This is a genomic window from Nocardioides pini, from assembly GCF_026712185.1.
In the GTDB taxonomy this organism is placed as follows: Bacteria; Actinomycetota; Actinomycetes; order Propionibacteriales; family Nocardioidaceae; genus Nocardioides; species Nocardioides pini.
Window position 1 is genome coordinate 1,197,380 of the sequence record NZ_JAPPUX010000001.1, and the last position, 20,684, is coordinate 1,218,063.

Annotated in this window: 20 protein-coding genes; 11 read left to right on the forward strand and 9 right to left on the reverse strand. The window is 73.2% G+C overall.

Annotation, left to right across the window (positions count from 1 at the left end):
- Positions 1-35: 35 nt before the first annotated feature.
- Entirely contained in the window at positions 36-1,283 is a 1,248-nt protein-coding gene (gene rocD, locus NYO98_RS05840; protein ID WP_268110578.1) for an ornithine--oxo-acid transaminase, read from the forward strand.
- A 153-nt stretch (positions 1,284-1,436) separates the two neighbouring features.
- Here rocD and NYO98_RS05845 read toward each other — a convergent pair whose 3' ends face one another.
- From NYO98_RS05845 to NYO98_RS05855, 3 genes are read right to left on the reverse strand one after another with little or no spacing between them, the layout of a single operon-like run.
- On the reverse strand, positions 1,437-2,198 hold the full coding sequence (locus NYO98_RS05845; RefSeq protein WP_268110579.1) for an SDR family NAD(P)-dependent oxidoreductase: 762 nt from the start codon (positions 2,196-2,198) through the stop codon (positions 1,437-1,439).
- An 11-nt stretch (positions 2,199-2,209) separates the two neighbouring features.
- Positions 2,210-3,463 (reverse strand): MFS transporter, encoded by a 1,254-nt coding sequence (locus tag NYO98_RS05850; RefSeq protein WP_268110580.1) that lies wholly within the window; start codon positions 3,461-3,463, stop codon positions 2,210-2,212.
- On the reverse strand, positions 3,460-4,041 hold the full coding sequence (locus tag NYO98_RS05855; protein ID WP_268110581.1) for a winged helix-turn-helix domain-containing protein: 582 nt from the start codon (positions 4,039-4,041) through the stop codon (positions 3,460-3,462). The genes NYO98_RS05850 and NYO98_RS05855 overlap by 4 nt, the downstream gene beginning before the upstream one ends.
- Before the next feature lie 212 nt (positions 4,042-4,253).
- Between NYO98_RS05855 and NYO98_RS05860 the strand changes: the two genes are divergently transcribed.
- Positions 4,254-4,754, forward strand: a complete 501-nt coding sequence (locus tag NYO98_RS05860; RefSeq protein ID WP_268110582.1) for a DUF4870 domain-containing protein — start codon at positions 4,254-4,256, stop codon at positions 4,752-4,754.
- Here the strand turns inward: NYO98_RS05860 and NYO98_RS05865 are convergent.
- A complete protein-coding gene (locus NYO98_RS05865) occupies positions 4,747-5,511 on the reverse strand; it encodes a hypothetical protein (RefSeq protein ID WP_268110583.1) in 765 nt (254 codons plus the stop codon). The genes NYO98_RS05860 and NYO98_RS05865 overlap by 8 nt on opposite strands.
- 161 nt (positions 5,512-5,672) lie before the next feature.
- Between NYO98_RS05865 and leuS the strand changes: the two genes are divergently transcribed.
- From leuS to holA, 5 genes are all read left to right on the forward strand, one after another.
- Positions 5,673-8,177, forward strand: a complete 2,505-nt coding sequence (gene leuS, locus NYO98_RS05870; RefSeq protein ID WP_268110584.1) for a leucine--tRNA ligase — start codon at positions 5,673-5,675, stop codon at positions 8,175-8,177.
- Between the two features lie 25 nt (positions 8,178-8,202).
- On the forward strand, positions 8,203-9,060 hold the full coding sequence (locus NYO98_RS05875) for a DegV family protein (protein ID WP_268110585.1): 858 nt from the start codon (positions 8,203-8,205) through the stop codon (positions 9,058-9,060).
- A gap of 72 nt (positions 9,061-9,132) precedes the next feature.
- Positions 9,133-10,008: a ComEA family DNA-binding protein gene (locus NYO98_RS05880; protein ID WP_268110586.1), complete on the forward strand. Its 876-nt coding sequence runs from the start codon at positions 9,133-9,135 to the stop codon at positions 10,006-10,008.
- Positions 10,009-10,014: 6 nt separating this feature from the next.
- Complete coding sequence (locus tag NYO98_RS05885) at positions 10,015-12,282, forward strand: ComEC/Rec2 family competence protein (RefSeq protein ID WP_268110587.1); 2,268 nt, start codon at positions 10,015-10,017, stop codon at positions 12,280-12,282.
- 12 nt (positions 12,283-12,294) lie between these two features.
- Positions 12,295-13,281, forward strand: coding sequence for a DNA polymerase III subunit delta (gene holA / locus NYO98_RS05890; protein WP_268110588.1), 987 nt, complete (start codon positions 12,295-12,297; stop codon positions 13,279-13,281).
- A gap of 71 nt (positions 13,282-13,352) precedes the next feature.
- On the opposite strand, the gene rpsT is transcribed toward holA, so the two are convergent.
- From rpsT to NYO98_RS05905, 3 genes are all read right to left on the reverse strand, one after another.
- The gene (rpsT, locus tag NYO98_RS05895; protein WP_268110589.1) at positions 13,353-13,613 is read right to left on the reverse strand and encodes a 30S ribosomal protein S20; all 261 of its coding nucleotides are present in this window, start codon (positions 13,611-13,613) and stop codon (positions 13,353-13,355) included.
- A 180-nt stretch (positions 13,614-13,793) separates the two neighbouring features.
- Entirely contained in the window at positions 13,794-14,738 is a 945-nt protein-coding gene (locus NYO98_RS05900) for an aminoglycoside phosphotransferase/kinase family protein (protein WP_268110590.1), read from the reverse strand.
- Positions 14,735-15,694 (reverse strand): phosphotransferase family protein, encoded by a 960-nt coding sequence (locus tag NYO98_RS05905; protein WP_268110591.1) that lies wholly within the window; start codon positions 15,692-15,694, stop codon positions 14,735-14,737. The genes NYO98_RS05900 and NYO98_RS05905 overlap by 4 nt, the downstream gene beginning before the upstream one ends.
- An 83-nt stretch (positions 15,695-15,777) precedes the next feature.
- Between NYO98_RS05905 and NYO98_RS05910 the strand changes: the two genes are divergently transcribed.
- Positions 15,778-16,308, forward strand: coding sequence for a GNAT family N-acetyltransferase (locus NYO98_RS05910; protein WP_268110592.1), 531 nt, complete (start codon positions 15,778-15,780; stop codon positions 16,306-16,308).
- Here NYO98_RS05910 and NYO98_RS05915 read toward each other — a convergent pair.
- Complete coding sequence (locus NYO98_RS05915; protein ID WP_268110593.1) at positions 16,284-17,222, reverse strand: DMT family transporter; 939 nt, start codon at positions 17,220-17,222, stop codon at positions 16,284-16,286. The two genes, NYO98_RS05910 and NYO98_RS05915, sit on opposite strands and share 25 nt — an antisense overlap.
- Before the next feature lie 136 nt (positions 17,223-17,358).
- Here NYO98_RS05915 and lepA point away from each other — a divergent pair, with 136 nt between their 5' ends.
- The 3 genes from lepA to NYO98_RS05930 are packed head-to-tail and all read left to right on the forward strand — an operon-like array spanning position 17,359 to position 20,091.
- Positions 17,359-19,224 carry a translation elongation factor 4 gene (gene lepA, locus NYO98_RS05920; RefSeq protein WP_268110696.1) on the forward strand — a complete coding sequence of 622 codons (1,866 nt, stop codon included), beginning with the start codon at positions 17,359-17,361 and terminating at the stop codon, positions 19,222-19,224.
- The gene (locus tag NYO98_RS05925; RefSeq protein ID WP_268110594.1) at positions 19,221-19,724 is read left to right on the forward strand and encodes a HutD/Ves family protein; all 504 of its coding nucleotides are present in this window, start codon (positions 19,221-19,223) and stop codon (positions 19,722-19,724) included. The genes lepA and NYO98_RS05925 overlap by 4 nt, the downstream gene beginning before the upstream one ends.
- A gap of 37 nt (positions 19,725-19,761) precedes the next feature.
- Positions 19,762-20,091 carry a hypothetical protein gene (locus tag NYO98_RS05930; RefSeq protein ID WP_268110595.1) on the forward strand — a complete coding sequence of 110 codons (330 nt, stop codon included), beginning with the start codon at positions 19,762-19,764 and terminating at the stop codon, positions 20,089-20,091.
- 1 nt (position 20,092) lies between these two features.
- Here the strand turns inward: NYO98_RS05930 and NYO98_RS05935 are convergent, their stop codons facing one another.
- Positions 20,093-20,653, reverse strand: a complete 561-nt coding sequence (locus NYO98_RS05935) for a TIGR03086 family metal-binding protein (protein WP_268110596.1) — start codon at positions 20,651-20,653, stop codon at positions 20,093-20,095.
- Between the last annotated feature and the right edge of the window lie 31 nt (positions 20,654-20,684).

Consider the following 20,684-nt stretch of genomic DNA (forward strand, 5'->3'; position numbering starts at 1 on the left):
CGGCCATTGCGCCGGGGCGGTGGCACCATGTGCTCATGACCGCGACCGACGTCTCCACCAGCTCCACTCCGGCCGTCTCCGAGCGCACGGCAGCCCACATCGAGGCCACCGAGCGCTACGCCGCGCACAACTACCACCCGCTGCCCGTGGTGCTCGCCGAGGGCGACGGCGCGTGGGTCGTCGACGTCGACGGCAAGCGCTACCTCGACTGCCTCGCGGGCTACTCGGCGCTCAACTTCGGCCACTCCAACGAGCGCCTCGTCGCGGTCGCGCGCGAGCAGCTCGGCAGGCTCACGCTGACCAGCCGCGCGTTCTTCAACGACAAGCTCAGCGGCTTCGCCGAGGCCCTGTGCCGCCTGACCGGCAAGGACATGATCCTGCCGATGAACTCCGGCGCCGAGGCCGTCGAGACCGCCATCAAGGTCAGCCGCAAGTGGGGCTACGAGGTCAAGGGCGTCCCGGCCGGGCAGGCCACCATCATCACGATGGAGGGCAACTTCCACGGCCGCACCACGACCATCGTGAGCTTCTCCGACGACGAGGTCGCCACCTCGGGCTACGCGCCCTTCACCACGGGCTTCCGCGGTGTGAAGTACGGCGACATCGAGGCGGTCGCGTCCGCCATCGACGAGACCACGGTGGCCGTCCTCTTCGAGCCGATCCAGGGCGAGGGTGGCGTGGTCATGCCGCCCGAGGGCTTCCTGCGCGACCTGCGTGCGCTGTGCACCGAGCGCAACGTGCTGATGGTGGCCGACGAGATCCAGTCCGGTCTCGCGCGCTCCGGCAGGACGTTCGCCTGTGACCACGAGGACGTCGTCCCCGACATCTACATCATGGGCAAGGCCCTCGGCGGCGGGATCTACCCGGTCTCCGCGATCGCCGCGGACCGCGAGGTCATGGACGTCATCACGCCCGGCTCGCACGGCTCGACCTTCGGCGGCAACCCGCTCGCGGCGGCCATCGGCACCGAGGTCGTCGCGATGCTCGAGGAGGGCACCTTCCAGGCCCGCTCGGCCGAGATCGGCGCGCAGCTCGAGGCCGGCTTCGGCCGGCTCGTCGGCAAGGGCCTCTCCGACGTCCGCGTCCGGGGCGCCTGGGCCGGCATCGACATCGACCCGACGCTCATGTCGGGCCGGCAGATGTCGGAGGCGCTGATGGCGCGCGGCATCCTCGCCAAGGACACCCACGGCTCCACCGTCCGCTTCGCCCCGCCGCTGGTCGCCAGCGACGAGGACGTCGCCGGCCTGGTCGCCGCGGTCACCGAGATCGTCGCCGCGGGCTGATCGCGCTGCGCGGCCCGGGCGGCCTCCACCGGGGTCAGCCCCTCCAACGGCGACCGGAGGGTGGGGGATGCGCGTCGAGGTGGTGCGCGACCAGCTCGGCGGCGTCCCCCGCGCAGGCCGCGGCGAAGGACGCCTCGTCGTCCCCGTGGGACCTCAGGCGATGGTGAGTCCGCCGTCGACTGGGATCGTCTGCCCGGTGACGTAGCCCGCGGCGTCGGACGCCAGCCAGACGGCGGTCGCCGCCAGCTCGCGCGGGTCGCCCTTGCGGCCGGCCGGCACGCGGGTCATGACCTGGTCGAGGTAGCCCTCGGGGTAGGTCGCGGTCATCTCCGAGGAGAAGAAGCCGGGCGCGAGGGCGTTGACGCGGATGCCCTTGCGGCCCATCCACTGCTGGGCGAGGTCGCGGGTGAGGCCGCCGAGGCCGGCCTTGGAGGCGGAGTACGCCGCCTGCGGCAGGCCGCCGGTGGTGATCCCGAGGATCGAGGAGATGTTCACGATGCTCGAGCCGGGCTGCATCACCCGGCCGCACGCCTGCGCCATCCAGTAGCAGCCGTTGAGGTTGACGTCGATCACCGAGCGGAACTCGTCGGGCGTCTCCCGGGTCGCGGGGACGGCGGTGCCGACGCCCGCGTTGTTGACCAGCACGTCGACCCGGCCGAACTTCGCCATCGCCTCGTCCACGAGCCGCTGGCACTGCTCGGGGTCGGCCACGTCGGTCGCGACGGTGTGCACGCGTCGGCCGGTCGATCGGACGGAATCGGCGACCCGCTCCAGCTTGTCCACACGACGCGCGCCCAGCACGACGTCGGCGCCCGCCTCGGCGAAGCAGTGGGCGAACGCGACGCCCAGACCGCTGGAGGCACCCGTGACGATGACGACCTTGCCGTCGAGGCGGAAGAGATCCATGACGCTCATGCCCGCTGACCCTAGGACGTGCCGCTCGTCACCTCGGCCACGGGGGTGGCCGCGGCCCGCGGCAGGTCGCGCACGGACTGGGAGCAGAGCACCGCGGCACAGATCAGCGCGTACGCCACCCCCGAGCCGACGAGCACCTCGCTGGCGCCCAGCCAGAGCGCGAGGGGACCCCAGAGCAGCTGGCCGATGGGCATGGCGACGAAGGATCCGAGGGCGTCGTAGGAGTAGGCGCGCGAGAGCATGTCGTCGTCGATGTTCTCCTGCATCGCGAGGTTCCAGCCCATGGAGAAGACCTCGATGCCGGCCCCGCCCACGAAGGCGGCGAGCACCAGTGCCAGGAGGACGGGGTCGACGCCCAGCATGACCATCGGCACCGAGGCGAGGCTGATCCCGGCCATGCCCCACAGGAGGGGCCGCTCGAGCCGCACCCGCAGCAGCACCACGGCCATCACGAGTAGGCCGACCGCCTCGGCGGACAGGACGAGTCCCCAGCCCTGGCGACCGACGGCTGCGGTGTCCTCCGCGACGGCGGGCCCGAGCGTCTGCATGGTGCCGACGTGGATCATGTTGAGGACACCGAAGGCCACCACGACGACCCACAGCCACGTCGTCGACCAGAAGAAGGTCCACCCCTCGCGGAGCTCCGCGATGGTGCTGGTGGAGGCCTTCCGCTCGCGGGGCGGCACCTTCACGGGCACGAGCAGCACCGCGGCGACGAACCAGGTCGCGGCGTCGACGGCGAGCGCCCAGCCGGAGCCGATGCTCACGACGAGCAGGGCGCCGACGGTCGGGCCGAGGACGGCGAGGCCGTTGCGGGTCAGCGACAGCAGCGCGTTGGCCGGCTGGAGCGCGTCGCGGGGGACCAGCTGCGGCACCATGCTCGCCATCGCCGGGAACGCGATGGCCGAGACCGCACCGTGCACGACCGAGAGCACGATGACCATCCACAGCTCGGCGGCGCCCGTGATCACCAGGAAGGCGATGAGGCCCTGGGTGACGGCGGAGGCGAGGTTGGAGGCCTGGAGCACCACGGTGCGGGGGAACCGGTCGGAGATCACGCCTCCCCAGAGGAGCAGGACCACCATCGGGATGGTGTGCGCTGCCAGCACCTGGCCGAGCGCTGCCGGCGAGTCGTCGATGTCGAGCACGGCGAAGGCCAGGGCGATGTTGGCCATCATCCCGCCGAAGGTGTTGACCAAGCGCGACGCGAAGTACCACGCGAAGCTGCGGTTGCGCAGCGGTGCGAAGGAGGCTGCCCAGGTCATCGGCCCGCCTCGGGAGCGGAGTCGCGACCCGGCACCCAGCGGGCGGCCTCGCCCTCGAGCCCGCCGGTCATCGTGAAGGCGGTGGTGGTGGCGCTGACGTGCACGGTGTCGGGGGTGCCGGCCGGGCGGGCCTCGGCATGGAGGAGGTGGGAGGCCTCGTGCAGCAGGTCGAGGGCCCGCCGCCACGCCTCGACGGGCACCCACGCCTCGAGGTCGCTCGACGAGCCCGACCCGCGACCCGCCTCGAGCAGCCGGCGCTCCACCTCGAGCGCCGTGGCCCGGGCGTAGGCGATCCGGTCGTCGAGGGGGCTCGTGCGGTCGGCGACGTCGCGCGTGGCGTCGTACCGGTAGCGCTTGGCCACGCCGCCGCGGATCTTCTCCTCGCTCTCGACCACGAGCTCGCCGACGTCGTGGAGCTGGCGCAGGTGGTACGACGCGTTGGCGTGGGTGATCCCCAGGGCGCGGGCCACCTCGGCCGCGCTCATCGCCTCGGCGGTCAGCAGCGAGAGGATCCGCAGCCGCACCGGGTGTGCCGTCGCCCGCAGTCGCGTCACCGCGTCCTGGTCCGTCTCGTCCATCGCCCCACCCTCCAAGAGTCGTTGGGCAGTAGCGTGCCGTCGCCCCGATGAACTGTCAAACACTTCTTGGAGGGTGACCCGCCCGAGACCTCCCGAGCCCGACCCTGAGATGACCCTGACTCGCCCCCGGGAGGGGATGATCCCGGCTGATCGGCGTGCTTGGCTTGTCATCGACAAGGCGCGGGCACCCGGCCCGCGGAGGAGTGAGTGAGATGTCCGACCAGTACCCCAGCCCGCAGGACCAGTCCGGTCAGGGCGGCTTCCAGCAGGGCGGCCACGAGCAGGGTGGCTACGCCCAGCAGCCGGAGCCCGCCTACCGCGCGGCGCCCGCCACCATGTCGGCGCAGGAGGAGCGCACCTGGGGTGCGATCAGCCACGCCGGCGCCGTGGTCGCGATGATCTGCTCGGTCGGGTTGCTGGGGTTCCTGGCCTCGATCGCGGTGTACGTCGTCCACAAGGACCGCGGGCCGTTCGTCCGCTCCCACGCAGCCAACTCGATCAACGTCCAGATCTCGATGTTCATCTGGCTGGTCGTGGCCGCGGTCCTCTACGTCATCCTCGGCCTCGTCACCCTCGGCATCGGGTTCGTGGTCTTCCTGCCGGTCTTCGCCGTGCCGTTCGTCGTCGCCGGCGTCCTGCACGTCATCGGCGCGGTCAAGGCATGGAACGGCGAGTGGTGGAACCCGCCGTTCACCCCGCAGTTCGTCAGGTGAGCTCGCGCAGGACCTCGTCCTGCCACGCGAACGCTGCCCGGGTCCGGACCACCAGGTCCGGCCCGGGCAGCAGTGCTTCCACCCGCTCCGCCATTCCCGCCGGCAGGTCGGTGCGCAGGTAGCGCAGCCCGAAGTCGTGGCGTGCCGGGCAGTGCCGGATGCGCAGCAGCCGCACGAGCGGCTCGACCGCGAACCGCAGGTGGAGCGAGGTGGCCTCGGCGAGGTCGTCCCGGGCGATCGCCCGCTCGACGAGCCAGGCCCCCGTCTGGCGCCGCGCGGCGGTCTGCGCCACCGCCTGCCGGCGCTGCGCCTCCATCTCCGCCTCGTCGTCGTCCTCGAGGACGAGCAGGCCGGCGGGGTCGTGCACCACCAGCGGCACGCCGTGCCGGCGGGTGTCCATGGTGAGGCGCTCGGGAGTGGCCTGCACGACCACGTCCAGCAGCCGCGTCGGCCGGCTCAGGTCCGCGGCATCCGGTTGCAGGTGGACGAAGCACTGCCGGCCGGAGGGCCACGTCGCCTCGGGCAGCTCCCACACGTGGTCGACCGGGAGCTCGCGCCGGGCCAGGGCCAGCACGGCGTCGTACGTCGCCGTGGCGTCGCCGCTGCACCAGGCCTCGACGTCGAGGTCGGAGTGCTCGTCCCAGCCACCGGTCACCGCCGACCCGTTGACCACGACCACTTGCAGCGCCGGCACGTGCTGGGGGAGCGCGGCGAGGAAGCGGAGGCAGTCGTCGTACCTGCTCAGGTCAGCAGCCATGGGAGCGAGTATGATGTCTCTCGTGCACCAGCAGCTCCTTCTTCGACAGCCGCGCTGATCGGGATCTCCCACCCACGGAGACCGACACGCGGCCACCCCTCCATGCGAGGGGTTTTTTCATGCCCGACCCCAGCATCACCCGCACCTGCAGAGGACACGCCATGAGCAGCCCAGACACGAGCGACACCGGAGTCCACGAGGCCGAGCGCGCGACGTACGACATCGCCGCCACCGAGACGAAGTGGCAGCGTGTCTGGGAGGACCTCCAGCCCTTCAGGGCAGACGACGACAGCCCGCGGGAGAAGCGCTACGCGCTGACGATGTTCCCCTACCCGAGCGGCGACCTGCACATGGGTCACGCCGAGGTGTTCGCGCTGCACGACGTGGTCGCGCGCTACTGGTGGCAGCGTGGCTACGAGGTGCTGAACCCCATGGGCTTCGACTCGTTCGGCCTGCCCGCGGAGAACGCCGCGATCCGCCACGACGAGCACCCCGACACCTACACCCGGGCCAACATCGCCAAGTCGATCGAGTCGTGCCAGAAGTACGCCGCGTCGTTCGACTGGACGCGCACGTTCAACACCAGCGACCCGGAGTACTACCGCTGGACGCAGTGGCTGTTCCTGGAGTTCTACAAGCGCGGCCTGGCCTACCGGAAGAACAGCCCGGTGAACTGGTGCCCCAACGACCAGACCGTGCTGGCCAACGAGCAGGTCGTCGGCGGTGTCTGCGAGCGGTGCGGGGCGGAGGTGACCAAGAAGAACCTGACGCAGTGGTACTTCAAGATCACCGACTACGCCCAGGAGCTGCTGGACGGCCTGGACGAGCTGGAGAAGACCTGGCCCGACCGCGTCGTCACCGCGCAGCGCAACTGGATCGGGCGCTCGGAGGGGGCGCACGTCACGTTCGCCCTGCACACCGCCGGCGGCGAGCGCGACATCGAGGTCTACACCACGCGCCCCGACACGCTGTACGGAGCGACGTTCATGGTGGTGGCGGCCGACGCCGCGCTGGCCGCCGAGATCGTGCACCCCGACCGCGCGCAGGCGCTGGAGGACTACCTGGTCGAGGTCCGCAAGGCCTCCGACATCGACCGGCTGGCGACCGACCGGCCCAAGACGGGCGTCGACCTGGGCATCACCGCCACGAACCCGGTCTCGGGCGAGGAGATCCCGGTCTGGGCGAGCGACTACGTGCTGGCCGACTACGGCACCGGCGCCATCATGGCCGTGCCCGCCCACGACCAGCGCGACCTCGACTTCGCGCGCGCGATGGGACTGCCGGTGCGCCGCGTCATCGACGTACCCGGTGAGGGCGACCCCGAGGAGACCGGCGTCGCGACGTCCGGCGAGGGGGCGTACGTCAACTCCGGCAGCCTGGACGGGCTGCGCGACAAGGCGTCCGGCATCCGCGCGATCGTCGAGCGGCTGGAGGCCGACGGGCGCGGCTCGGGGGCGGTCAACTTCCGCCTGCGCGACTGGCTGATCAGCCGCCAGCGCTACTGGGGACCCCCGATCCCGATCATCCACTGCCCGGTGGACGGCGAGGTCCCGGTGCCCGAGGACCAGCTGCCGGTGACCCTGCCGATGCTGAAAGGTGCCGACCTGAAGCCGAAGGGCACCTCGCCGCTGGGCGCGGCGACCGACTGGGTCGAGGTCACCTGCCCGACCTGCGGCGGCCCGGCCACGCGGGACACCGACACCATGGACACCTTCGTGGACTCGTCCTGGTACATGTTCCGCTACTGCTCGCCCCACGAGACCGACCGGCCCTTCGACAGCGCCAAGGTCAACGCGTGGATGCCGTGCAACCTGTACGTCGGCGGCGTCGAGCACGCGGTGCTGCACCTGCTGTACGGCCGGTTCTTCACCAAGGTGCTGAACGACATGGGCCTGGTCGACTTCCGCGAGCCGTGGTCGGCCCAGCTGAACCAGGGCTTCGTGATCAACCAGGGCAAGAAGATGAGCAAGTCGCTGGGCAACGGCGTCAACCTGGGGGAGCAACTTGCGGCCTTCGGCGTGGACGCGGTGCGGCTGACCCTGGTCTTCGCGGGTCCGCCGGAGGACGACATCGACTGGGCCAACATGTCGCCCGACGGGTCGTTGCGCTTCCTGCAGCGCGCCTGGCGGCTGTCCGGCGACGTCACCTCGGCCCCCGGCGTGGACGTGTCGACCGGCGACGTCGCGCTGCGGCGTACGACGGCGCGGACGGTGCACGACGCCGCCGAGCTGGTCGAGTCCTACCGCTTCAACGTGATGGTCGCCCGGGTGATGGAGCTGGTGAACGCCACCCGCAAGGCGATCGACTCCGGGTGCGGGCCCGACGACCCGGCCGTGCGCGAGGCGACCGAGGCGGTGGCGATCCTGCTGTCGCTGGTCGCGCCCTACACGGCCGAGGAGATGTGGGAGCGGCTGGGCCACGAGCCCACGGTCGTCCGCACTGGCTGGCCGGCCGTCGACGAGGCGCTGCTGGTCGAGGACACGGTCACCGCGGTCGTGCAGGTCAAGGGCAAGGTGAAGGCGCGCCTGGAGGTGTCCCCGGACGTCTCCGAGGCCGACCTGGAGGCCGCCGCCCTGGCCGACGCCGGCGTGCAGCGGGCGATCGACGGCGCGACCGTGCGCAAGGTGATCGTGCGCGCCCCCAGGCTGGTCAACATCGTGGTGTGATCCCACCACCATCTAGGGTCGCTGCATGACTCAGGTCGTCGTGGTCACGGACTCGACCGCGAGCCTGCCCGCCGAGGTGGCGCAGGCTCGCGGCATCCGGGTCGTGCCGCTCCAGGTGGTGATCGGCGCGCGGGTGCTCGAGGAGGGACCCGACGGTGCCACGCCCGACGTGGTCGCGGAGGCGCTGCGCGACTTCGTGCCGGTCAGCACCTCGCGCCCGGCACCGGCCCTGTTCGCCGACCTCTACCGCTCGCTCGAGGCCGAGGGCGTCGACGAGATCGTGTCGGTGCACCTGTCCGGCGAGATGAGCGGCACCTTCGAGTCCGCCCAGCTCGCGGCGCTCGAGGTCGAGCTGCCGGTGCACGTGGTGGACTCCGGGCAGGTCGGCATCGCCACCGGCTTCGCCGCCCTCACCGCGGCCGACGTGCTCGACGCCGGCGGGACCGGGGAGGAGGCGGCGCAGGCCGCGCTCGCCCGGGGGCAGGCGGCGACCTCGCTGTTCTACGTCGACACGCTGGAGTACCTCCGCCGCGGCGGGCGCATCGGCGCCGCCGCCGCGATCCTCGGCAGCGCGCTGTCGGTGAAGCCGCTGCTCGAGATCGCCGAGGGCCGCGTGGCACCACGCGAGCGCGTCCGCACCGCCTCGCGGGCCCTGGCCCGACTCGCCGAGCTCGCCGTCGAGGCGGCGGGCGACCAGCCGGTCGACGTGTGCGTCTCCCACCTGGCCAACGCCGGCCGCGCCGAGGAGCTCGCCGCCACCCTGACCGACCGGCTCGCCGACGGGCTGGAGGGGCGCGAGGTGATGTGCGGGGAGCTCGGTGCCGTGCTCGGCGCCCACGTCGGACCCGGCATGGTCGCGGTCTGCGTCTCCCCGCGGCCCTGACGTCCGAGCGGCTCTCCACAGATTGCCGATCGCCCCTGTCGACGGGGCGTGCGCGTTCCTAGCGTGGACGGCATGCGCCAATCCCAGTCGTCCTCCGAGCACGCCGAGGCGGTGTCGCGGCGGCTGGCGACGCTGAGCGCGGAGCTTGCCGCGGTGCGCGGGGAGCCGGCCGACGCGCTCGACCCGGCCCAGGGCCACACCCGGGTCCGCGAGCGACCCGACCGGCACCCTGCGCCTGCGCCCGCTCCGGCGCCCGTCGTGCCGCCGGTGCCGGGCCGCCACGCCTCGCGCCGGCTGCGGGTCGGCGGGGTGCAGCTCGGCCCGCTGCACCTCGCCGTCGTCGCGGTGGTCGCGGCACTGGCCGTCGGGCTGGCGGCGTGGTGGGCGGTGCGCGACCAGGCTCGCCCCGTGCCGGTCGCGCCGGCCGCGTCCGGTGCGACCGGGTCGGCCACGCCGCTGGCCCCCGTCGTGCCGTCGGACGCCACCGGCACGGGTGGCGCGTCCGGCGGGACCGGCCCGGGGGAGGACCTGGTGGTCGACGTCGCGGGCAAGGTACGACGTCCGGGCATCGCCGTGCTGCCCGCCGGGTCGCGCGTGGTGGACGCCCTGCAGGCGGCGGGCGGCGCCCGGCGAGGTGTCGACCTCACCGCGCTCAACCTCGCGCGCCCCGTGGTGGACGGCGAGCAGATCCTCGTGGGCGTCGCCCCGGCCGCGGGAGTGGCCGGGACGGTCGACTCCGCGGCCCCGGGTGGGGCGGCGCTCGTCAACCTCAACACCGCCGACCAGGCGGCTCTCGACACGCTGCCCGGCGTCGGACCGGTGACGGCGGACGCCATCCTCGCGTGGCGCGACAGCAACGGCGGCTTCACCTCCGTCGACGAGCTGCTCGAGGTCGACGGCATCGGTGAGGCCACCCTCGCCGACCTCGCTCCGCTCGTCACCCTCTGACCCGACGTGCCCGACCTGCGCGCGGTCGCCCTCGGCCTCGGTGCCTGGGCGGGCGCGCTCCTGGTCCTCCTCGCGCCGGGCCCACCGGCCCTCGCAGCGATCGTGGCGGTGGTGGTCCTGGTCGTGACCGGCGTGGTCCGCCGGTGGTGGTCCCCCGGCTGGCTGGGGCCGCTCGCAGCCCTCGCGGCGGTCGCCGGGGTGGCCGCGCTCCAGCACGTCCTCCTGACCACCTCGCCCCTCGCGGCCCTGGCCGAGGAGGGCGCCGTCGTCACGGTGGAGCTCGAGCTGACCTCCGACGTGCGCGTGGTGAGCGGGCAGTACGGCGACCTCCAGGTCGTCCGGGCCGCCGTGACCCGCGCCGAGGGGCGGGGGAGCGCGTGGACGCTCGACGCGCCGGTCGTGGTGATGGCCCCCGCCGACTGGCCACGGCTGCCGCTGGGCACCCGGCTGGAGACGACGGCCCGCCTCGTCCCCGGCGACGGGGACGTGGCTGCCCTGGTGCGCCCGTCGGGAGAGCCGACGGTCGTGGCCGAGCCCGGCGTGTGGTGGGACGCCGCGGCAGCCGTACGCCGCTCGGTGCGCGCCGCGGTCGCCGGACGGGACGCCGACGCGCGCGAGCTCGTGCCGGCGCTGGTGGTCGGGGACGACGGCGGGCTCGACCCCGACCTCGCCGACGACTTCCGGACCACCGGGCTGACCCACCTGCTGGCGGTGAGCGGGACCAACCTGACCCTGGTGGTGGGCTTCCTGCTCGTGCTCGGCCGGTGGCTCGGGGTGCGCGGCCCGTGGCTCTACGCCCTGGGTGTCCTCGGCATCGTCGGCTTCGTGCTGACCGCGCGGGCCGAGCCGAGCGTCGTGCGCGCCGCGGCGATGGGTGCCGTGGCGCTGGTCGGGATGGGGCGCAACGGACGGTCCCGCGGGGTGCGGGGCCTGGGCGTGGCGGTGCTCGGCCTGCTGCTGGTGTGGCCGCGGCTCGCCGTGACGGCGGGCTTCGCGCTGTCCGCGCTCGCGACCGCCGGGATCCTCCTGCTGGCGCCGGTCTGGCGCGACGCGCTCGGGCGGTGGACGCCGCGGTGGGTCGCGGAGGCGGTGTCGGTGCCGCTGGCGGCGCAGGTGGCCTGCACGCCGGTCGTGGCGGCCATCTCGGGCCAGGTCAGCCTCGTCGCGGTCGGGGCCAACCTGCTGGCCGCACCGGCCGTCGCGCCGGCGACCGTGCTGGGCCTGGGCGGCGGGCTGCTCGGGCTGGTGTGGAGCCCGCTCGGGGTCGCGGTGGCTGCCCCGGCGGCGTGGTCGGCGGCCTGGATCATCGCGGTCGCCCGCTGGGGCGCGGGCATCCCGACGGCCGCGGTCGACTGGGGCACCGGTCCGGTGCCGCTCGTGCTGCTCACCGGGCTGTGCCTGCTGTCGGTGCCACTCGCCCCGCGGCTGCTCGGACGACCGGCCACGACCCTCGCCTGCACCGGTCTGCTCGTGGTCATGATGCTGGTCCGGCCGCCCTCGCCGGGCTGGCCGCCGCGCGGGTGGGTGCTGGCGATGTGCGACGTGGGCCAGGGGGACGCCCTCGTCCTGCGCGCCGGCCCCGGCTCGGCGGTCGTGGTCGACGCCGGGCCCGAGCCCGCACCGACCGACGCCTGCCTGGACCGGCTCGAGGTCGAGGCCGTGCCCCTGCTCGTGTTGACGCACTTCCACGCCGACCACGTCGGAGGCGTCGCAGGCGTGCTGGACGGCCGCGAGGTGGGCGAGGTCGAGGGCACGGGGCTGCTCGACCCGCCCGAGGGCGCCAGGGCGACCGGGCGAGCGGTCGGCCACGACCTGGCCCCGGCGGCGTACGGCCTCACCCGGCGCGTCGGCGCGGTGACACTGCAGACGGTGTGGCCACGTCCCGGCGCCGGCCCGGGCGACCCCGCGGAGAGCGCGCCCAACAACGCCAGCGTCGTCCTCGTCGCCGAGGTGGGCGGGGTGCAGGTCCTGCTGACCGGCGACGTCGAGCCCTCGGCCCAGCGGACCCTCGCCCGCGACCTGGCGGGCCTGCGCGTCGACGTGCTCAAGGTGCCGCACCACGGCAGCCGCCACCAGGACCTCGACTGGCTCACGTCGCTGCAGGCGCGGCTCGCGCTGGTGTCGGTGGGGGAGGACAACGACTACGGGCACCCGGCGCCCGAGCTGGTGGCAGCGCTCTCCGCGGCCGGTGCGAGCGTGTGGCGCACCGACGTCTCCCGCGACGTGGTCGTGGTGGTCGAGGACGGCGAGCTGGGTGTCGTCGCCCGCGGATAGGGTGAGGGCACCATGGCTCGCACTCCCTCCGCCGCGCAGGTCCTCGGCCACGTCGTCCTCGTGACGGGCAAGGAGGAGTACCTCTCCTCCCGCACCGTCGCGTCCGTGCGCGAGGCCGTGCGGGCCCACGACGCCGAGGCGGAGATCGCCGAGTCGTCGGCCTCCGACCTGACCCTGGCCTCGCTCGGCGAGATGTCGGCGCCGTCGCTCTTCTCCTCGATCCGGTGCGTTGTCGTGCGCGGGCTGGAGGATCTCCCCGACGAATCCGTCGACGGGCTGCTCGACTACTGCGCGGCCCCGGCGGACGACGTCGCACTCGTGCTGGTGCACTCCGGCGGGCAGAAGGGGAGCGGTGTGCTCACCAAGCTGCGCAAGCTGTCGCCGGTGACGGAGGTGAAGTCCGAGGAGGTCAGGCCCAGCGAGATGGCCGGCTTCGTGACGTCCGAGGTCGCCTCGCACGGTGCGCGGATCGACTCCGACGCCGCGACCTTCCTCGTCCAGGCCGTCGGCACCGACCTCCGGTCGCTCGCCGCCGCGGCCGACCAGCTCACCAACGACTTCCACGGCGAGCAGCTGACCGTCGACAAGGTCCAGCGCTACTTCGGGGGTCGCGCCGAGGCGAAGTCGTTCACCGTCGCCGACGCGGCGTTCGCCGGGCGTCGCGCCGCGGCGCTGGAGGAGCTGCGCTGGGCGCTCGACTCCGGGACCTCGCCGGTGCTGGTCACCTCGGCGATGGCGGCGTCCGCACGCAGCCTCGCCCGCTACCTCGGCGCCCCGCGGGGAGCCCGTGACGCCGACCTCGCCCGCGACCTCGGCGTGCCCCCGTGGAAGGTGCGCACGGTGCGCGACCAGTCACGCTCCTGGAGCGCGGAGGGCATCGCCGCCGCGGTCCGGGCGGTGGCCCACGCGGACGCCGACATCAAGGGGCAGGCGCACGACGCGTCCTACACCCTCGAGCGGCTCGTGCTCACCGTCGCCGGCCTGCGCGACGGCCGCTGAGGCGGGCCCTCGGCCCCCCGAAATGCAGGACACCCGCCACGGAGGGCGGGTGTCGCAGGTGAAGGTCCGCGTCAGAGCGAGGCGGTCTTCTTGGCGATCGAGGACTTGCGGTTGGCGGCCTGGTTGGCGTGGATGACGCCCTTCGAGGCGGCCTTGTCGAGGGCCTTCATCGCGTCGCGGCCGGCGGCGACGGCAGCGTCCTTGTCGCCCGCCTCGGACAGCTCGCGGAACTTGCGCACCGCGGTCTTCAGGCGCGACTTGACGGCCTGGTTGCGCTGACGAGCCTTCTCGTTCTGCTTGTTGCGCTTGATCTGGGACTTGATGTTCGCCACGTGTGGGTCCTCGGAGCTAGAACTGGTCTGGAATGGAAGTCTGGTGCTTGTCGGCTGCCTGGCAACCCCGGGCAGAGGGTCGGGTGCCGGACATGCAGGGAGAAACACTACCGTCACGCTCGTGGGCGCCCAAATCGCCCGCTGCGTGTGCGGGACGGTCGGGACGTACGTCGCAAGCGCTCAGCGGCCGGTGCGCCGGGCGACGGCCTCCAGCATCCTCCTCGACTCCCGCACGCGGAAATCGTTGAGCGTCGGCAGGTTGCGGTCGACCGCCACGACCGAGCGGACCGCGAGGTGCGCGCCGAACCCGGCCAGGAAGGCCGTCACCACGTCCTCGCCCGCCTCGGCGAGCACGGGGGAGTCGGCGCTCGAGTCGTCGAACCACGGCTCGTCCACCCGCTCGAGCCGGGCGAGGAGGGGGTCCACCCACGCGGGTCCGCGCGCCGCCATGCCCCAGTCGACGAAGACGACCTCCCCGACCGGGCGCCTGAGCAGGTTGTCCACCCGGATGTCCCAGTGCACGACCTGGGTCGTGGGCCGGCCGGCGTGCTCGCGCAGGACGTCGGCCCACCCGTGGGGGTCGGAGCGGAGCCACGGAGGCAGGGGTGCTGTGGCGGGAGCGTCGACCAGCGTCTCGAGGCACGCGGCCCACTTGCGGAAGACGGAGGCGACGTCGACCAGGTCGACCGACGCCGGCACCCCACGCTCCTGCAGGACCGCGGAGAGCCGGTCCGTCCCCGACAGCACGGCCTCGAGCTCGCCGGGATGCGTGAAGTCGGGGTGGCGCCCGTCGACGTCCTCGACGAGCAGCGCGACCCAGGCCCCGTCGTCGTACGACGCCAGCAGCCGCGCCCAGAGCTCGTGGTCGCCGAGGTGGCCGAGCACGCCGATCTCGCGGCGGAACAGCCCGGGGGTGTCGGGGTTGAGCTCCGACCCGACGGCCTTGACGAAGGCGCGGGTGCCGTCGGCGCAGGTCAGCCGCGTGGCGCACCCCGGTGACATCCCACCGACCTGCTCGGCCGTCGCGACGACGGGGGACCCGAGCTGCTCCTCCACCCAGGAGCGGACCGGGGCGGGGACGGCGTCGTAGGTGAGGCGTACGCCGACCGCGCGCGGACCGGTCACGACCAGCCGCGCCGCTCCGCGAGCCAGTCCCAGCACACCTCGCCCTGCCAGCGCTGGTGGTCGCGGATGTGCGGCGACGTCGGTGGGACGGGCAGCTCGCACTGGGTGAAGAAGTAGCCGACGTAGAGCGCGAGGTTGACGTCGAACGCCTCCGGGTCGACGTCGCGGAGCAGCCGGCGACGGCCGATGACGGCGTCGACGTCGATGCCCTCGCCCCGCGGTCCGATCAGGGCGGCGAAGGAGTCGAACCACGCAGCGCCGAGCACCGGCCAGTTCCAGTCGCAGATGAGCGCGCGACCGTCGGGGTCGATGATCGCGTTGTCGGAGCGGATGTCGGTGTGGACGACGGTGTCGCCCCCGACCACCTCGGCGTAGCGCCGTGCCAGCGCCTCGGCCTCGGCCAGCCGCTCCGCGCCGAGGTCCGTACGCCGCTCGCGGAGCGCCGGCCAGCCCTCGAGCAGCGGGGCGAAGTCGTCCGCCGCCGTGTCGAGGTCGAGCTCCGGCGGTGCGGGGGTCAGCACGTCGGCGACGACCTCGAGCGCGTCGAGCAGCGCGTCGAGGTCGTCGGCCTGCCACGGCCGGTGCGGCGGGCGCGCGGCGACGTACTCGATGCCGAGGACCACCCAGTCGTCGTCGAGGTGCCACAGCAGCCTCGGTGCCGGCACCTCCGGCGGCAGGGCGGCCAGCTTGCGCGCCTCCTCCCGGTAGGAGTCGGCGAATATCCGCTGCGCCTTGGTGGAGGCCGCCTTCACGAAGTGCCGCGAGCCGTCCTCGCAGACGAGCACGGAGGCGAGGCCGGGGGTGAACCCGCTCGTCTGGGAGATCGCCGAGACGACGGGGGAGCCGCACCTGCGCTCGATCCAGGCCCGGAGGTGGGGCGGCAGGAAGGCCCACTCGAGACGGCGCGCGGTCTTCCCGTGCGGCGCGGGGTAGGGGGCGATGGAGGAGCGGACCATGGGCGCATCCTCCACCACGCCGCCGGCCCCCACGACCGGATATCGGGTGGAGGCGCGAGCGACCGACCGGGGAGACTGTTGCCATGCCCGAGCTCGTGCTGCCGACCACCACCGTCCGCGAGTCGTTCCTGGAGGCGATGGACGAGTTCGTCGCCGAGGGAGCGCAGAACAGCCAGACGTCCGCGTGGATCGACCGCAACGCGCCCGGCTGGAAGGCCCCCGACGCCTTCGCGGCCTTCGTCGACGCGGTCCGCGCCGACGCGCTCCCCGGGACGCCCCGGCCGGAGGGGCACGTCCCGTGCACGACGCTGTGGTGGGTCGACGGCGAGGACTACCTCGGCCGCATCGCCATCCGCCACGAGCTCAACGACTTCCTCCTCGACGTGGGCGGGCACATCGGCTACGACGTGCGCCCGACCCGGCGGCGCGAGGGCCACGCCAGCGCGATGCTCCGGCACGCGCTGCCATGGGCGCTCGGACTCGGGATCGACCGGGCCCTGGTGACCTGCGACGACGACAACGTCGGCTCGATCCGCGTCATCGAGGCCGCCGGCGGCGTGCTGGAGGACGTGCGCGGGGCGAAGCGACGCTACTGGGTGCCGACGGCGTCCTGAGGGTCCCGCGCGGATCCCGGCACCGGCACCGGCGTACGTCGCGTCCGCGTGGCCGCACCCACGCCGACCACCGCGACCACCAGTCCCAACAGCTGGGTCGGCGACAGGGTCTCGTCGAGCACCAGCCACGCGAGCACGGCGGTGACCGGCGGGCTCAGGAAGAACAGGCTGGCCGCGGCCCCCGAGCCGCCGCGCAGGACGAGCAGCGCGAGCAGCACGAGGCCGACGATCGAGTTCACGACCGCCAGGAACCCCACGGCCACGACCGCCTGCCGGGTGTCGGTCACCGGCCAGGCGCCCTCGGTGGCCCAGCCCAGCACGAGCAGCGGGGGAGCCGACACGGCGAACTGCGCCGCGGCCGACCACAGCAGGTCGGGCTGGGCGCCGATCCAGCGCTGGCCGAGCGTGCCGAGGCTGAGCGTGAGCATGCTCAGGCACCCGACCAGCACCGCGACCGGGCCGCCGGCGTGGTCGAGGTCCGCGCCGAGGACGAGCAGCACCCCGACGACGCCGGCGGCGAAGCCGGCGACCTGCAGCATCGAGACCCGCTCACCGAGGAGGGCGGCGGCCAGCAGGGCGGTCAGGACCGGGCTGAGCGCGTGGAGGAGGGACGCCAGCGTCGCCCCGAGGCCGAGGTCGAAGGCGACGTACATCAGGCCGAACTGGACGGCGTTCATCACGAAGCCGACGAGCGCGACCCGGCCCAGCGTGCGCCGGTCCATCCGCGTCGGGCGGCGCAGCGCGAGGGCCAGGCCGGTGGCGAGGAGCGCCGCGAGGACGAAGCGCCAGCCGAGCACCGTGAACGGCGCCGCCGCGTGGACCGCCGCCGGGCCGGAGATGTAGCCCGACGACCAGACCAGCACGAACGCCGCGGCGGGGACGAGGGGCAGGCTCGTTCCGGTCCGCGACGTCACCGCTGCACGCTAGCGCCCCGACAGGGAGGCACCGGCCGTGCCCGCCGTGCGCCGGCGCCGGTTCGGTGCGGCAGCCCCCGCGTGGAAGAATGACCCGACCCCGCCGTCGTACTCCCGAAAGCAGTCCGTGAGCCTCATCAACGCGCCGAAGCCGGGCTCGACCGACCCGTCGATCATCCGCAACTTCTGCATCATCGCGCACATCGACCACGGCAAGTCGACGCTCGCCGACCGGATGCTGCAGCTCACCGGCGTCGTCGACGAGCGGGCGTCGCGCGCGCAGTACCTCGACCGCATGGACATCGAGCGCGAGCGCGGCATCACGATCAAGTCGCAGGCCGTGCGGATGCCCTGGACCGTGCCCCCCGACAACGCCGAGGGCGCCGAGCCCGGCACCTACGTCCTCAACATGATCGACACCCCGGGCCACGTCGACTTCACCTACGAGGTCTCCCGCAGCCTCGAGGCGTGCGAGGCGGCGATCCTGCTGGTCGACGCCGCCCAGGGCATCGAGGCGCAGACCCTGGCCAACCTCTACCTGGCCATGGGCGCCGACCTGCACATCATCCCGGTGCTCAACAAGATCGACCTGCCGAGCGCCAACGTCGAGAAGTACGCCGCCGAGCTCGCCGGCCTGGTCGGCTGCGAGCCCGAGGAGGTGCTGCTGACCAGCGCCAAGACCGGGGTCGGGGTCGAGGCGCTCCTCAACGAGATCGTGAAGCAGACCCCGGCGCCGGTGGGCGACGCCGACGCCCCCGCGCGCGCCCTGATCTTCGACTCGGTCTACGACACCTACCGCGGCGTCGTCACCTACGTGCGGGTCGTCGACGGCAAGCTCAGCCACCGCGACCGGATCAAGATGATGTCGACCAACGCGGTCCACGAGATGCTCGAGGTGGGCGTGATCAGCCCGGAGCCGGTGAAGGCCGGGGAGATCGGCGTCGGCGAGGTCGGCTACCTCATCACCGGCGTGAAGGACGTGCGCCAGTCGCGCGTGGGTGACACGGTCACCTCCCAGCACCACGGCGCGACCGAGTCGCTCGGCGGCTACAAGCACCCCAACCCGATGGTCTACGCGGGCCTCTACCCGATCGACGGCGACGACTACCCGACGCTGCGCGACGCCCTGGAGAAGCTGCAGCTCAACGACGCGGCGCTGACCTACGAGCCGGAGACGTCCGGCGCGCTGGGCTTCGGCTTCCGCTGCGGCTTCCTCGGCCTGCTCCACATGGAGATCACCCGCGACCGGCTCGAGCGGGAGTTCAACCTCGACCTGATCTCGACGGCACCGAACGTGGTCTACCAGGTCGTCATGGACGACGGCACCGAGCACGAGGTCACCAACCCCAGCGAGTACCCCGACGGCAAGGTCGCCGAGGTCCGCGAGCCGGTCGTGAAGGCGACGATCCTCGCCCCGGCCGACTTCATCGGCACGATCATGGAGCTGTGCCAGCTCAAGCGCGGCAGCCTGCAGGGGATGGACTACCTCTCCGAGGACCGCGTCGAGATGCGCTACACGCTGCCGATGGGCGAGATCGTCTTCGACTTCTTCGACCAGCTGAAGTCGCGCACCAAGGGCTACGCCTCCCTCGACTACGAGCGCTCGGGCGAGCAGGCCGCCGACCTGGTCAAGGTCGACATCCTGCTGCAGGGGGAGCCGGTCGACGCGTTCAGCGCGATCATCCACCGCGACGCGGCCTACTCCTACGGCGTGATGATGGCCGGCAAGCTCAAGGACCTCATCCCGCGCCAGCAGTTCGAGGTGCCGATCCAGGCCGCCATCGGGGCGCGCGTGATCGCCCGCGAGACCATCCGCGCGATCCGCAAGGACGTCCTCGCCAAGTGCTACGGCGGTGACATCAGCCGCAAGCGCAAGCTGCTGGAGAAGCAGAAGGCCGGCAAGAAGCGGATGAAGAACATCGGCTCCGTCGAGGTGCCCCCGGAGGCCTTCGTCGCCGCGCTCTCGACCACGCAGCCGGCGGAGAAGTCCGGCAAGAAGTGACCGGCGCCCGGACGGTCCGTGCCGCCGACGTGCGGCCGACGCCGTGGGCCGACGGGGGCGGTACGACGCGCGAGCTGGCGGTCGCCGACGACGGTGCGTGGCGGATCAGCCTGGCCGACGTCGACCGCGACGGGCCGTTCTCGACGTTCGCCGGCCGCCACCGGGTGCTGACGGTGGTCGAGGGGTCGGTGCTCGACCTGGTGGTCGACGGCGAGCCGCACGTGGTCGAGCCGCAGCGACCGTTCGCCTTCTCCGGCGACGCGAGCGCCGTGGGCTCGGTGCCCGAGGGCCCCGTGCGGGCCCTCAACGTGGTGGTCGACCCGGCCGTCGTCACGCCGTACGTCACGGTGCTCGAGCTGGGCCGCTCCTCGACGCTGCCGCTGGCCGACGACCAGGCGGCGTACGTCCTCACCGGCGGGCAGTCGGGCACCCTCGTGGTCGGGCCCGGCGAGGTCGAGGGCCGCTGCACGGTCGCGGTCGTGACCCTCGAGCGCTCCTGACGGCGCCTCCGCGCGCCGCGTCGGGCACAGTGGTCGGGTGGCCACCTGGCAGGACGTCGAGGAGATCGCCCTCGGGCTCGAGGGTGCCCGCGCAGCGCTGTCGCACTCCGGCGACCCCGCCGTCGAGGTCGGCCGGCACCCGTTCGCCCGGCTCAGGTGGGACGACGAAGGCCGTGAGCTCCTCCAGGTCTGGTCCTTCGACCTCGACTCCGAGGCGGCGCTCGCCGACCGCCCGGAGACGTTCGTCAGGGTGGACACGTTCGCGGTCAAGGCGTCGGTGTGGGCGCGCCTCGACCGGCTCGACCGCACCGAGCTGACCGAGCTCCTCACCGACTCGTGGAGGGCCCGCAGGGGCGTGCGCGGGTAGCTCAGGCGGCGGGCGCCCACCCCGGGTCGCGGCCGAGCCGGGCCAGGAGCCGGTCGGACGCCGAGGCGTCGTCGGGCACCGGGACCGCCTCGGCGCACACGCCGTCGGAGTAGAGCGCGTCGCCCCACCCGTCGGCGGTCCGGTGCAGGGCGGCCGCCTCCTCGTCGGTGACCGACCACTCCTGGCCGGTCGCCCGCGCGATGTCGGAGCCGTGGACGACGAGGTCCCAGCCGTAGAAGTCGGCCATCGTGGCGGCGATCGTCGTCCGCCCGAAGTAGCCGTCGTACTCCTTCTCCGCCACGCCGTCACGCGACAGCACCTCGGCCACGGCGGCCGCGTGCTCGCGCCAGGCGGACGGCAGGTCGGCCAGGTCCGGTGCCGGCCCGGGGGAGAGGTCCTGCCGCTCGAGGAAGTCGCGCTCGGTCTCGATGGCGTGCACGACGACGTCGCGGACGGTCCAGTCGTCGCACGGGGTGGGTGCGTCCCACCTCCCGTCGGCCCGGTCGAGGATGGTGGCGAACGCGTCGGCCCGCGCGGTGAAGTCCTGTGCACTCGTGGTCATGCCCCGACGATCGCACCGGGGCTGTCGGTGG